A 12,570-nucleotide genomic window follows, 5' to 3' on the forward strand; every position below is an offset into this window, starting at 1 on the left:
GCCCCCCGTCGGTCGGCGGCCGACTCGTCGTTCCGCCGTACCGGGCCAGCGCCGCCGTTGCGGTCAGGTGGGAACTGAGACAGCTTCAGCCGGCCGAGCCGATGCGCACTGATCTCATCCGCGCGCTCCAGCGCGCGGGCAAACGCGGTGCCCGTCATCGGCGTCGGCGGCCGGTGCGACGCTCCAGCTCCGAGAACCGCGAGCCCCCGGCGTCTTGAGCGTCGCCACCAAGTCGCCGGGCAACGCCGGGGCCGCCCGCCGCGCGGCCCCGCGACCGTGGCGTGCAGCCGCTTCTCCGCGACCTGCCGCGCCTCCGACACCTCCGGGCAAGCACCGATACCCCGGGCAGCAGCACCCGGTGGCGGCGCAACTAGCCCATCGACTGGTTGGACAGCGTCACCGGCCCCTCGTCGTGCGTCCACACCCGCCCCTGCGGGAATTACCCCCCGTCTTCCTCATCACTCGCGACCGGCACTCGGGACTTCAAGGACGGCCTCCTCCTGCGCCACCAGGATGTGCTCGAGCAGTCGCAGCTGGGGAGATGAGCCTTCGGTGCATGGCGGAGTCCGGTTGGGGTACTCGACTCGATTCGGGCTTGAACAGAGGAGGGACATGGACGACGTCGCCGCTCCCGGCCGGGGAAGTGCTCCCCTGCCCGGCCATCAGGCGCGTTCTGGCGCCCTGCTCAGCGGAACGCTGGATAACCTGCGGGCGTCCGCCCTCGCGGTCGATGACGATGGCCTCATCGTCGCGGTCAACAGCGCGGCCCAAAGCCTGCTGGGCAGGGAAGCCTCAGAACTCGTCGGCCAGGACTTCCATGACCTGCTGCACAGGGACAGATACGGACACTCGGTGCCGCGCACGCGCTGCCGGATGAGGAAGGCGCTCCTCACGGGGGACACCAGGCATGGCGAGGCCGAGTGGTTCGCCCGCGGGGACGGCACTCTCGTCCAGTTGTCCTGGCTGGTCACGCCCTGCTCACTCGGTCCGGGCGGGACAGGTGCACTGGCAATGCTGTACGCGCCGGAGCAGCCGGACGTTCGCCACAGCGACGGCGGGCACTCCGCGCCGCTGACGGAGCTGGACCGCCTGGCCCTGCTGGCGGAGACGACCACGCGGCTCACATCCACCCTGGACGCGGACGAGGCGCTGCACCGACTGGCGGCCCTTACCGTGCCCCGGCTCGCGGACTGGGCCGTGTTCGACCTGCTCACCGAACGTGATGAAGTGCGACGCGTTCTCGTGATGGAGCACAAGGACGACATTCTCGTCGAACGGGACGACTTGCAGGGCCCGATGCCTCCGGTGCCGGCGGAGTCGCCGATGCCCCTGTCACGGGCCCTGCGTGGCGCCGCCTCCTCCCTCGCCGGCCCCGCCACCTACCAAGGTCCGCCCGACTCCGGCATCGCGGTCGAACAGCAGCGCCTGTTCACCGCGACAGGTATGCACTCCGCCGCCATCGCACCCATTCGCGGACTGCGCGACGTACTCGGCGCCCTGACCCTGGGCCGCGCCCAGCGTCATGACGCCTTCACCCCTGCCGACCTGCCGCTGCTGGAGGACCTCACCCGCCGGGCGGGCCTGGCGCTGGACAACGCGCGCCTGTACCAGCGCCAGCGCAAAGTCGCCGAGACCATGCAACGCCACCTGCTGCCCCAGCTTCCCGTCCTGCCCGGACTGGGGATGACCGCGCGCTACGTACCCGCTCCGGACGCCTCATCCGTGGGCGGTGACTGGTACGACGCCTTCGCTCTGGCCGCCCACGCCCACGCACTGGCCATCGGCGACGTCGTCGGGCACGATCTCGACGCCGCAGCCGGCATGGCGCAGGTCCGCAACATGCTGCGCGCCTTCGCCTGGTCCCACCCCGAGGCCACACCCAGCGCCGTCGTCACTCGGCTCGACGAGGCAGTGATGCACATAGCCGAGGTACCCATGGCCACCATGATCCTCGCCAGGCTCACACTCGGCGACGACACACTGTGGCGCCTACGCTGGACGAACGCCGGCCACCCGCCGCCCCTGCTCATCGACCACGACGGTCAGACCCGCTACCTCGACGAGGCTCACGGCATACTCCTCGGCACCGGAGTCACCAGACCTCGCCCCGACGCCGTCACCGTCCTGCCACCCCAGGCCACACTCCTGCTCTACACCGACGGGCTGGTCGAATCCCCGCACCACTCCATCGATCATGGGCTGGACCGGCTGCGCCGACACGCGGCCTCCCTCGCCCACCGCCCCCTCGACTCATTCTGCGACTTGCTGCTGGACCAGGTCCGCCCCAGCGACAACGATGACGACGTCGCCATGATCGCGCTGCGTACCCCCCCTTCCGTATGACCCGCCCGACCCGCGCGGGAGGCAGATCGAGTGGGGTTGAGGGGGGCCGTCGAAGTTCCTCAGCCGGTGGGCCGAGGCTTCGAACGCTCCCGCCGCGCGAAAGCTTCGCGCGGTGCAGGCCCTGCACTGCCCCGCCGGTGAGCGGAGCCAGAACGCAGTGTCCGCATACCGGTTCGCCTAGGAGGACGGGCGCCGTGTAGGTCAAGGGCGGTCAGGAGGAGCTGGTTGGTGAGGGGGTACGGCAGGTCCTTGCGCTGCTCGCGGGTATCGGGCGCCCTGGTGTCCAGGTCTGCTCCGGCGTATGGCCCCATCACCTTCGACGCGATTCGGCGCAGCAGGACACTGATCGAGGAAGACCGTCCTCACCGTGATCACCCTGCCTGGACTCTCGTCCTGCGGGACCACGGGGCGCGGGAAGGGCGGTGGGTGTGGAGGACGAGCAGCGCCAGGGCGCCGGTCGCTGCGGACCAGGCGAGGGAGAGCAAGCCAGGGGACCAGGCGCTCTGGGGAGTGAGGGTTGAGCTCAGCGCCAGCTGGTTCACGCCGTACAGAGGGAGGGCGGATACGCCCGCCACATCCATGAGTGTGTTGAAGACGGGATTCTGCAGGCCGGTGTCGACCAGGCTGAGCATGATGATGAGGAAGAAGCCCTCCAGCTCGCCGCGGACCAGAGAGCCGAGCAGAAGGCCGATCCCGCCGTAGACGAGGCCGGCGCCCGCGAGGGCCAGCGCCAGGGGTGCTGTGTGGCGTACGGGCAGAGAGACCCACAGCACGATCGTGGTATAGAGGGCCAACAGGGCGGCGGTGAGGGCGACGGCGGCAAGCTTCGCCAACAGCATCGGCAGCCGGGGGTAACCGGCCAGCAGCAGACGCCGGTCCATCTGCCGCGACTGGAAGGTCTCGGTGAAGGTGATGAAGCCGGCGACCATGGTGACGGCGCCCAGCGCGCTGGCCACCTGCCCCACCTGGCTCGCCGGAGCGGAGAGGGGGGCGCCGATGGCGTCCAGCCGGATGCGCACCACTTGGTCGGAGGTGCACAGGCGTGCCACAGCAATCCAGACGGGGATGAACGCGACCGCCAGAACCAGGGCCAGCCGGTTGCGCAGGTGGCCCAGCAGAGTACAGCGCAGCAGTTCGGTGAATGCCGTCCAGGAGAGCCTCAACGGTCGGTCTCCTCGAAGTGCAGACGGCCCTGGCGCAGGTGAGCGATCGCGTCGAAGTGGTGCAGGTCGTGCAGCAGGTGAGAGACCACGATGATCGACCGGCCCTGATCACGCAGGTCGGCGGCCAGGGCCCAGAACCGCTGATGGGTGTCCCAGTCGAAGCCCTGGTAGGGCTCGTCCAGGACCAGCAACTGCGGATCGTGCATGAGGGCGATCAGCAGGTTCAGCTTCTGCCGCGTGCCACCACTGAGTTCGCCGACCTGCTGTCGCCGGCAGCCGGTCAACGCCAGCAGTTCCATCAGCTCGCCGGCGCGCTCCAGTGTCGGCAGCCGGTAGGCCATCTGGAACAACCGCAGATGCTGTCCGACGGTGAACGCGTCGTTCAGTACAGCCCGTTGCGGGCAGTACCCCACCGCCCCGGCCCGTGTCGCGGTTCCGCGGTCGGGTGCGAGGTGTCCCACGGCGATCTGCAGCAGAGTGCTCTTTCCCGCCCCGTTCTCGCCGACGACTCCCACCAGCGTCCCGGCATTCACGTCAAGATCCACATCGCGCAGGACCTGCCTGCCGCCGAACGCCTTGCAGACTCCGCTGATCCGCAGCCGTGGCCGGTGGCGCGTGGTTACTGCCTGCACATGAGCCCCTCGAAAGATCGGACAGATGTAACGAGCCGACCCGGACGGTCCGGCCCTGGGCGGACCGATCCTCCGCGCGACGTCTGCCGCCCGGTGTCCAACGAGTCCGTACCGCCGGTGTAACGGCGGTCACCCGGTCTTCTGTACCTGCCAGTTGGGCGTGACGTACGCCGCGGTCTGCCGTTGTAGGAGGCGATGCCCCCGACACCACAACGAGACCTCAGCGCTCCCACGATCGTGATCGGAGCCGGCCCCCACGGCCTGGCGGCCGCCGCGCTACTGAACCGCTCCGGAGAACCGACCGTGATCCTGGAACGGTCGCACGGCGTGGGAGCGAGCTGGGCGCAGCGCTATGACCACCTACGCCTGCACACCACTCCCGGCACGTCGAAGCTCCCCGGCCTGCCGGTGCCGCGCCAGGCGGGGCCGTGGGTGAGCCGGGACGACTATGTGCGATACCTGGAGTGCTACGTAGCCCATCACCGACTCGATGTCCGGGTGACCACCCCGGTGCAGCGCGTCGAACGGGCCGAGCCCGGTTCGGGAGCCCAGTGGCTGGTCCACACCCCCGTCGGTCCCGTGCCCACTGGCGCGGTCGTGGTGGCCACTGGTCGCTGCCATACCCCTGACCTCCCCCGCTGGCCCGGGCGTTCGACGTTCACCGGCACCCTGCTGCACTCGGCCCACTACCGCTCTCCGGCCCCTTACCGCGGACAGGACGTCCTGGTGGTCGGCGCCGGTAACAGCGGTACCGAGATCGCGAGTGTCCTGGCCGGGGGCGGAGCCGGGCGGGTACGGATCGCAGTCCGTACCCCACCCAACATCCTGCCCCGCTCCAGCGCACGATGGCATGCTGCCGGCCGACTTACGGAGGCCCTCCCACTCGCGTGGCGCGATCGCACCTCCCTGCTCACCCAGCGTCTCGCGGTGCCCGACCTGACCTCACGGGGGCTGCCCCGGCCCGGCATCGGCCTGTACACCCGCAATGCCCGTGAAGGGGTCAACCCCGTGCTCGACCACGGCTTCGTGGACGCCGTCCGGTCCGGTCGGGTCGAGCCGGTCGCGGCCGTCCAGGCGTTCGAGGGCCCCGAGGTAGTGCTGGCCGACGGCACACGCCTGCGACCCGAAACTGTCATCGCCGCCACCGGCTACCGGCCCGACCTGCACGACCTGGTCGGGTCCCTGGGCGTGCTCGACGAGGCCGGGCATCCCCTCGCCGCAGGGGCACGGACCCATCCTGAAGCCCCGCGCCTGTACTTCGCCGGATACACCAATCCCCTCACGGGTGTCCTTCGCCAGGCGGGCATCGAGGCGCGCGCCATCGCCCGCGCGTTCCGCCACGAGAAGGCGCGGGCCACCCTCCCCGCTCCCCGGCTTGGCGACCGCCCGGCCGACGCACTCGACAAAGGGCGCGCGTCGAGCTGACGGCGGTTCGCAAGCCTGGCCCTTCTGCGGCGTTCCCCGCAGGGCGACATCGGCCGACTTCGGCAACCGCCCACCTCGACGGCAGCGCAGTCGCCCGGCTCTGGCCGAGGTCCATCGGCGGACTTTGCGGACCTGGCGTCGCTTTTGCCGGTGGTCTCAGCGCTGAGTGAGCATGCCTTCGCGCAGGCGGCCCAGGGTCCGTGCCAGGAGTCGGGAGACGTGCATCTGGGACACGCCCAGGTGTTCGCCGATCTGGGCCTGGGTGAGTTCCTCCACGAACCGCATGTGGATGATCTGCCGGTCTCGCTCGTCGAGTTCGGCGAGAAGCGGGGCGAGGGTGTGGAAGTCCTCCACCAGTTCCAGCGCCTGGTCTTCGGCGCCGATGAAGTCCTGCAGAGCGCTCTCGCCGTCTTCGCTGCCGCCGATCGCGGCGTCCAGGGAGGAGGAGTTGTAGCCGTTGGCGGCAAGTCGGGCTTCCCGTACCTCGTCCTCGGGCAGGCTCATCAGCTCCGACAGTTCCTTGACCGTGGGGGTGCGGCCGAGCCGGCTGCGCAGTTCCTCGGTGGCGCGGGCGAGCTGGACGCGGGCTTCCTGCAGCCGGCGCGGCACGTGTACGGCCCAGGTGGTGTCGCGGAAGAACCGCTTGATCTCGCCCACGATGTAGGGGATCGCGAAGGAGGTGAACTCCACTTCGCGCGTCAGCTCGAACCGGTCGATGGCCTTGATCAGGCCGATCATGCCGACCTGGACGATGTCCTCCATCTCCTCTGCGCCACGGCTGCGGAAACGGCCGGCCGCGTACCGGACCAGGGACATGTTCATCTCGATCAGTGTGCTGCGGGTGTAGCTGTACTCGGGCGTGCCCTCTTCCAGGACCGTCAGCTGTTCGAAGAACAGCTTGGAGAGCCGGCGAGCGTCTTTGGGCGCAACCCGGGAGGGGTCGGCGACCTCCGGCAGCTCGCTCGTTCGTGCGTCCAGTGCCGCCGGAATGCTCATGAGCGCCATGCTGTGCCCCTCCCAAAGTTCGAGCCGACCGCTACCGCCTGCAAAAACGGCCGACGGCGCAGCGCCTACCCCGTCTTCCCGCACCTATACCTGTGCTGTGTTGAGCAGGCTCGCTACGTGGTCGTGGTCAGCCGGGCAGGTAGCAGCGAATGGTGGTGCCGTCGGGGCCGGTGTGGACACGGACGAGGTCGGCGAGTTGGTGGACCAGCAGGAGTCCGCGGCCGCCGGGCTGCGTGGGATTCGGCGGGCGACGGCCGGCCAGCGGATCGGTCAGCTGTCCGCCGTCGTGGACCTCGCAGACGATGCGGTCGCTCTCGGCCCAGATCCGCAGCGTCCCCGAGCCGGCGCCGTGGACGACGCTGTTGGTGGTCAGCTCCGCCACCGCGAGTTCCAGGTCGCCCAGGCTCACGCCGGACACGCCCAGGGCCCGCGCCCGGGACATGGCGAAGTCGCGAGTCTCGGGCAGTGTCGGTGCGGCGAAGGTACAGGCCGCAGCATCGAGTGGAGCGAGCAGGGGCTCGTTGTAGCGAGCAATGATCTCTTCGGGGCTGTAGGCGGTGGATTGCCTCTCACCGTCGGCGTCGATGACGACCGGGTGGGTCGCCAGGGCGTCACAGAGCGCCTGCTGCCTTAGTTGCCCAGCGTCGTAGGGACAGAGGATGGTCACCGCGCGCCCGGTGAAAGCGGCATTGATCAGCGCTTCGTGCTGGACGCACGCCGGGTACTCGTCGGCGGAACGGCCCTGCCAGATCGGCTCGCCGATGATACGGACCCGGCGGGCGCCGGGTTGGGCGTCGGCGAACTTGCGCAGCACGTTGGCGATGATGCGGCCCGGGTTGCGGCCGGCCTGGGTCATGTCGATGAAACGGACCTGCGCCGCTCGCTCACCGAGCCCCTCGCGGATCAGCTTCAAACGATCCGGCGGAGCTGCGACGGCTGCGGGCTCACCGGCGTCCAGCCCTTCCCGCAGGAAGGGAACCGTTCCCGCGACGTACTGGTCGGTCCCCTCGTAGAAGAGCGCCGGGTGCACGAACGGCTCGTGCGAGGGCACTGTGGTCATCACGCAGCCACCTCGATCACGGTAAGCCCGGGCCAGAAGAGTTCGAGGATGCGCGGCAGCTGCGCCGGAGGTCGGTGAAGTACGATCCGCTGTCCCTCGGGGAGACGCTGGGCGGTGACCGCAAGGTCCGTCACGCCGGCCACATCCACGAAGCGCACCCGGGACAGATCCACGTGATGCACGTCCGTGCCACGCTCGACCAGTTGCTGCAGCGCCTGCTGCCAGACCGTCCGTGTGTTCATGCTGATCTCCCCGATCGCCCCCAGCCCCGAACTGTCGGGCAACGGATTGATCTGCAGTACCGCCTCACGTGGCGGCGCGGCGGAGGGCCCGCCCACGCCAGGTGCGACATCCACGCTTTTGCCCCCAGTTCCCCGGGCTCGGCCGCACGGCGGCTCATATCGATCGCCTTGCACGATACCCGGTCAGGCACGGCGGACGCCCAGTCCGGCTACGCGAGAGAACGGGCCGGGCCTGACCTGCGCGGGTCCCGATGACGTGAGCTGGTGGAGCTCATGCGACCGAGTACGTGTCCTCCTGTAGCAGCGCCCATGCCAACTCAGGCTTGGCGGGAGGGCGAGCTCAGGGAGCGAGGCTGAGTTCCGCCCAGACCGTTTTGCCGGGGTGGCGCGGGGTGACGCCCCAGCGGTGCGCGAGCCGTTCGAGGAGCTGCATGCCGAAGCCGCCGGGCTCGGTGTTCTTGGTGGCACGCATGCGCGGCCAGCGGTCGCTGTCATCGCTGACCGCGATGCGCAGCAGCCGGCCGTTCCAGGTGAGCCGGATCAGGGGTGGGCCGACGCCGTGGCGGATGGCATTGGTGATCAGTTCCGAGACGATCAGTTCGGCGGTCTGGATCATCCGGTGCTGGTGCAGCGGACCGCCGAAGCCTTCCACGCAGTCGCGGACCCAGTGCCGGGCGGCCGCGATGCTCGCCGTAACAGCCGGGAAACGCGACTCGCAGGATGGGATGGTCGGTTCGCCGTTCACGAGGTTCCTCCAGCCTTGGTGGCGGGCCTGCTCTGCCGCCGGCTGGCGCTGCGTACAGCCGGTCGCAGTCGTCTGTCGGGTTACCCCTGCCTGCCTGGTGAACCATCTGTGTCCCTCGGGTGACGGGCTGATCCTGTGAAGGGTTGATCGCCGCTGTCGACGGGACTGGTGGTGGCGGGCTGGAGTGCGCTGGCAGAATCATTCCCGCACACGACATGAGGCCACGCCGGTCGCGCTGCCACCGGGGCCCGAGGACGAGGGAGCCGGCATGGAACGGATTTCGCATGTGGAGATTCCGCTGGACCGTGATGTGTTCCTGCGCACTCTGGTGCGTGAGTTGGCGACGTCGCTGGAGTCGGTGATCGGTCTGGAGGAGGCGTCCGGCTACGTCAGCCTGGTGGGGCAGGCCGTCGGCACGCAGATCGACGAGATGTACCTCAAGGCACTGGGAACCGACCGGCTCACGGGTGAGCAGGTCGCCGAGGCGCTGGTGGACCTCAAGCGCCGTATCAAAGGTGACTTCCACGTCATCGAGCACGACGAGACGAAGATCGTGCTGGGCAACCGGGTGTGTCCGTTCGCGGAGAAGGTGGTGGGCCGGGAGTCGATGTGCATGATGACGTCCAACGTCTTCGGCACCGTCGCCGCCCGCAATCTGGGCTACGCGCGCGTGGAGTTGGAGGAGACCATCGCTCGCGGCGACGCGGGCTGCCGGGTGGTGGTGCACCTGGTGCCCGACGTGGATGTCGAGACGGTGAGTGGCCGTGAGTACTTCGGCGACCGGGCTGTGGCTCCATGACCCTTGGCCTCTTCCGGGCCATCACCAGACCGCTGCCCCATCCGGTGCTGTTGTGCGGGGCCGACGGCCGCGTGCTGGCCGCCAACCCGGCTGCCCGCCGCTGTGACGACCGGCTGCGCCCGGGCGCCAGCGTGCTCGATCTACGGCCGGACGACACCCCGCAGCTGCGTCAGCAGTTGGCTGTGTGGCTGCGCAGCGGCAGTCCCGTGCCCGGCGCGCTGGTCCTCAAGGACGCCGACGGCCGCACGCGGCGCTTCCGCTGTCACGGGGCGCGGGCCACGTGGTGGGACGGCCCGCAGCCGGCCGTGCAGCTGCATCTCGTCGAGGCCGGGGCGTCGGACCAGTTCGTCGTGCTCAGCCAGCAGGTGGAGGCGCTGAACCGGGAGGTGGCCTTCCGCCGGGCCACAGAAGTGGACCGGGCGCGGCTGCTGGCCGCCGAACAGGCCGCCCGTGCCCGGTTGCAGCACCTGTACGACCTGACCGCCGCCCTGGCCGGAGCGATCACTCTCGCGGAGGTCTCCCGCGCTGTCAGCGAGGTGGCGCCGGCAGCCCTGGGGGCCACCGCGGCGGAGCTCTATCTGCACTCGTCACGGCTGGTACCGCCCCTACAGCCGGAGGACAACGGCCTTCCGGTCGGCGCGGGCGGCTGGACCGACCTGGACCGGCCCTCTTCCTCGGACGGCCCGCTCACTCGTGAAGCCGCGGACGCGGTTCCCGTGGCCCTGTCCCTGGAGGCGGACGGCGTCCACCTGGGCATGCTGATCGTCTACGGCTCGCTCAGCGCCACCGCTCCCGAGCATGTGACAGCGGTCGCCCAGCAGATCGCCCAGGCTCTGCGCCGGGCCGGGCTGCACGAGCACGAGCACCGGGTCGCCGAACGCCTGCAGCTCAGTCTGCTGCCCCAACTGCCACAGCTGCCCGGTCTGGAGTCGGCCACCTGCTACGCCCCGGGCAGTGACCTGCTCTCGGTCGGCGGCGACTGGTACGACGTCTACGACGTGGACTCCGATCACATCGGCCTGAGCATCGGCGACGTCGCCGGTCACGGACTGCACGAAGCGACCGTCATGGCACAGATCACCGCCGCCCTGCGCAACATCGTGCCGCGCTGCGGCACCGACCCCGCCGCCGTCCTGGACGAGCTCAACACCTTCCTGAGCCGCTACCATCCGAACCGCATGGCCACCGCCTGCTACCTGGTCTTCGATCGCCGGACACGCACCCTGACCTACGCCAGGGCAGGCCATCCGCCGCCGCTGCTCATCCACTCCGACGGCACCAGCGCCTACCTCGACCACGCCACCTCCCCGCCTCTCGGCCCCGTCCGGAACGTCCGCTACCGTCAGGCCGACACCACCGTGACCGAGACCGACACCCTGCTGCTGTACACCGACGGCCTGATCGAGCGCCGTCGCGAGGACCTCGCCATAGGAATGGAACGGCTGACCGAGCTCGCCCACATCACCAGCAGCCTGAGCATCACCGAGCTGTGCGACCGGTTCCTGCACCACCAGCCCGAAGCGGCGTTCCCCGACGACCGCGCCCTGCTCGCCGCCCGCTTCCCCTCACCCTCCTGAGCGCGCCTGCGCTCAGCGACAGCAGGGCATAGGGGTGCCGAGGACGAGGAAAACGCGTCCATCACCTCGCGAGACGTCCCACGAAGCCGCAGGTCAAGCCCACCCCCGGCACCAGGACACGTTCCACATCGTGCATTTCGGGAAACACGTCGAGCGCACCCGAACGCGCCTGAGCAACCTGCGAAATCTGCAGGTCAGAGCCCCTTTGTAGCAGGCTCGAGAATTGCCACGCACTCCACGTGATGCGTCATCGGAAACAGGTCGAACGCCCGCAGCGTCCGCACCCGGTAGCCCCCGTCGCGGAAGTACCCGAGGTCGCGGGCGAGTGCGGCCGGGTCGCAGGCGACGTAGGCGATGCGGCGGGCGCCGAGGGAGGTGAGGTGGTCGACCGTTCGGCGGCCGGCGCCGGCGCGGGGCGGGTCGAGGACGATGAGGTCGGCCTCGGTGATGCCCGTGCGCGGGAGGACCGACTCGACCTTGCCCTGTTCGATGCGGACCCGCGGGAAGCCGGCCAGGTTGTGGCGCGCGTCCTCCACCGCCCGCTTGCCGGACTCGATGCCGAGGACCGCGCCCTTCTCGCCGAGGCGGTCGGCCAGGGCGCCGGCGAACAGGCCCACGCCGCAGTAGAGGTCCAGGGCCATCTCGCCCTTGCGGGGCAGCAGGCCCTGCATGACGGCCCTGACGAGGGTGTCGGCGGCCTTCGGGTGGACCTGCCAGAAGCCTCCGCTGCCGACGCGGTAGGTGTGGTCGTCGGCGCGCTCGCGCACGAACGCGCGGCCGTGGACCCGGTGGATGCCGCCGTCCTTCTCGTCCACGCGCATCACGGAGACGGGCCGGTCGAGCTCGACCAGGGGCAGCCGGGCGCCGGGCCGCGGCTCCAGGATCACCATGCGGTCCTGGGAACCGGTCGCGGCGATCGCCTCGACGGAGGCCATGCCGGCCCAGTCCCGGTCCTCGATGCCGAGCTCGCTGACGCCCGGCGCGGCGATCATGCAGTGGTCGATCGGCTCGACCTCGTGGGAGCGGTGGCGGCGCAGTCCGGCGTTGCCGTCGGCGTCCACGGCGTACTGGACCCGCGTCCGCCACTGCGGCACCTGGCCGGCGGGCAGCTTGTCGCCCTCGGCCGGCAGCACCGTGCCGTCCCAGCCGGCCTCCTCCGGGGTGAGGCCCGCGAGCCGCTGGAGCTGCTCGGCGATCACCTCGCCCTTCAGGCGGCGCTGGGCGCCCGGCTTGGCGTGCTGCCAGTCGCAGCCGCCGCAGCGGCCGGGGCCGGCGAAGGGGCAGGGCGCCTCGATGCGGTCCTTGGACGCGTCGAGGATCTCGACGGCGTCCGCGCGCAGGAAGCGGGCGCCCTCCTCGCCCTCGGTCACCCGGGCCACCACCCGCTCGCCCGGCAGCGCGTGCCGGACGAACAGCACCTGGCCCTCGGCGGTACGGGCGATGCAGTGGCCGCCGTGGGCGACGGGGCCGATCTCGACCTCGTACTCCTCCCCCACCAGAGACTTCGTCGGTTCTGTCTGCATGGTGGGGTGACTCCAGATCGGGAAGGGGAGAGGCCGCAGCCGGTGGGCCTGACAAC

At 70.2% G+C, this 12,570-nt stretch carries 11 protein-coding genes and 1 pseudogene; 4 read left to right on the forward strand and 8 right to left on the reverse strand.

Going from position 1 to position 12,570, the window contains the following annotated elements:
* Positions 1 to 16: 16 nt before the first annotated feature.
* Positions 17 to 439: pseudogene (locus ACZ6B1_RS31540) on the reverse strand (Tn3 family transposase); the annotation flags it as partial.
* Positions 440 to 612: 173 nt separating this feature from the next.
* Here ACZ6B1_RS31540 and ACZ6B1_RS31545 point away from each other — a divergent pair.
* Positions 613 to 2,343 (forward strand): PP2C family protein-serine/threonine phosphatase, encoded by a 1,731-nt coding sequence (locus ACZ6B1_RS31545; protein WP_468783982.1) that lies wholly within the window; start codon positions 613 to 615, stop codon positions 2,341 to 2,343.
* Positions 2,344 to 2,714: 371 nt separating this feature from the next.
* Here the strand turns inward: ACZ6B1_RS31545 and ACZ6B1_RS31550 are convergent, their stop codons facing one another.
* The gene (locus tag ACZ6B1_RS31550) at positions 2,715 to 3,506 is read right to left on the reverse strand and encodes a hypothetical protein (RefSeq protein WP_468783984.1); all 792 of its coding nucleotides are present in this window, start codon (positions 3,504 to 3,506) and stop codon (positions 2,715 to 2,717) included.
* Complete coding sequence (locus tag ACZ6B1_RS31555; protein WP_468783986.1) at positions 3,503 to 4,138, reverse strand: ABC transporter ATP-binding protein; 636 nt, start codon at positions 4,136 to 4,138, stop codon at positions 3,503 to 3,505. The genes ACZ6B1_RS31550 and ACZ6B1_RS31555 overlap by 4 nt, the downstream gene beginning before the upstream one ends.
* A gap of 195 nt (positions 4,139 to 4,333) precedes the next feature.
* Here ACZ6B1_RS31555 and ACZ6B1_RS31560 point away from each other — a divergent pair, with 195 nt between their 5' ends.
* Positions 4,334 to 5,563 (forward strand): flavin-containing monooxygenase, encoded by a 1,230-nt coding sequence (locus tag ACZ6B1_RS31560; protein ID WP_468783988.1) that lies wholly within the window; start codon positions 4,334 to 4,336, stop codon positions 5,561 to 5,563.
* Between the two features lie 156 nt (positions 5,564 to 5,719).
* Here the strand turns inward: ACZ6B1_RS31560 and ACZ6B1_RS31565 are convergent, their stop codons facing one another.
* The 4 genes from ACZ6B1_RS31565 to ACZ6B1_RS31580 all read right to left on the reverse strand — a co-directional run bounded on the left by ACZ6B1_RS31565 (position 5,720) and on the right by ACZ6B1_RS31580 (position 8,615).
* Entirely contained in the window at positions 5,720 to 6,568 is an 849-nt protein-coding gene (locus ACZ6B1_RS31565) for an RNA polymerase sigma factor SigF (RefSeq protein ID WP_468783990.1), read from the reverse strand.
* Positions 6,569 to 6,695: 127 nt separating this feature from the next.
* The gene (locus tag ACZ6B1_RS31570; RefSeq protein ID WP_468783992.1) at positions 6,696 to 7,628 is read right to left on the reverse strand and encodes an anti-sigma factor RsbA family regulatory protein; all 933 of its coding nucleotides are present in this window, start codon (positions 7,626 to 7,628) and stop codon (positions 6,696 to 6,698) included.
* Positions 7,628 to 7,984, reverse strand: coding sequence for an STAS domain-containing protein (locus tag ACZ6B1_RS31575; RefSeq protein ID WP_256339463.1), 357 nt, complete (start codon positions 7,982 to 7,984; stop codon positions 7,628 to 7,630). Before ACZ6B1_RS31575 ends, ACZ6B1_RS31570 begins: the two co-directional genes overlap by 1 nt.
* Before the next feature lie 226 nt (positions 7,985 to 8,210).
* Positions 8,211 to 8,615, reverse strand: coding sequence for an ATP-binding protein (locus tag ACZ6B1_RS31580; RefSeq protein ID WP_468783994.1), 405 nt, complete (start codon positions 8,613 to 8,615; stop codon positions 8,211 to 8,213).
* A 268-nt stretch (positions 8,616 to 8,883) separates the two neighbouring features.
* Here ACZ6B1_RS31580 and ACZ6B1_RS31585 point away from each other — a divergent pair, with 268 nt between their 5' ends.
* On the forward strand, positions 8,884 to 9,414 hold the full coding sequence (locus ACZ6B1_RS31585) for a methanogen output domain 1-containing protein (protein ID WP_468783996.1): 531 nt from the start codon (positions 8,884 to 8,886) through the stop codon (positions 9,412 to 9,414).
* Complete coding sequence (locus tag ACZ6B1_RS31590) at positions 9,411 to 10,991, forward strand: SpoIIE family protein phosphatase (protein ID WP_468783998.1); 1,581 nt, start codon at positions 9,411 to 9,413, stop codon at positions 10,989 to 10,991. The genes ACZ6B1_RS31585 and ACZ6B1_RS31590 overlap by 4 nt, the downstream gene beginning before the upstream one ends.
* 194 nt (positions 10,992 to 11,185) lie before the next feature.
* On the opposite strand, the gene ACZ6B1_RS31595 is transcribed toward ACZ6B1_RS31590, so the two are convergent.
* The gene (locus ACZ6B1_RS31595) at positions 11,186 to 12,514 is read right to left on the reverse strand and encodes a class I SAM-dependent RNA methyltransferase (RefSeq protein WP_468783999.1); all 1,329 of its coding nucleotides are present in this window, start codon (positions 12,512 to 12,514) and stop codon (positions 11,186 to 11,188) included.
* Between the last annotated feature and the right edge of the window lie 56 nt (positions 12,515 to 12,570).

The sequence above is a fragment of the Streptomyces sp. NPDC041129 genome, assembly GCF_055592265.1.

Coding starts and splice junctions, on each gene's coding strand:
- ACZ6B1_RS31545 (WP_468783982.1), top strand. CDS start 613: ATGGACGACGTCGCCGCTCCCGGCCGGGGAAGTGCTCCCCTGCCCGGC.
- ACZ6B1_RS31560 (WP_468783988.1), top strand. CDS start 4,334: ATGCCCCCGACACCACAACGAGACCTCAGCGCTCCCACGATCGTGATC.
- ACZ6B1_RS31565 (WP_468783990.1), bottom strand. CDS start 6,568: ATGGCGCTCATGAGCATTCCGGCGGCACTGGACGCACGAACGAGCGAG.
- ACZ6B1_RS31570 (WP_468783992.1), bottom strand. CDS start 7,628: ATGACCACAGTGCCCTCGCACGAGCCGTTCGTGCACCCGGCGCTCTTC.
- ACZ6B1_RS31585 (WP_468783996.1), top strand. CDS start 8,884: ATGGAACGGATTTCGCATGTGGAGATTCCGCTGGACCGTGATGTGTTC.
- ACZ6B1_RS31590 (WP_468783998.1), top strand. CDS start 9,411: ATGACCCTTGGCCTCTTCCGGGCCATCACCAGACCGCTGCCCCATCCG.
- ACZ6B1_RS31595 (WP_468783999.1), bottom strand. CDS start 12,514: ATGCAGACAGAACCGACGAAGTCTCTGGTGGGGGAGGAGTACGAGGTC.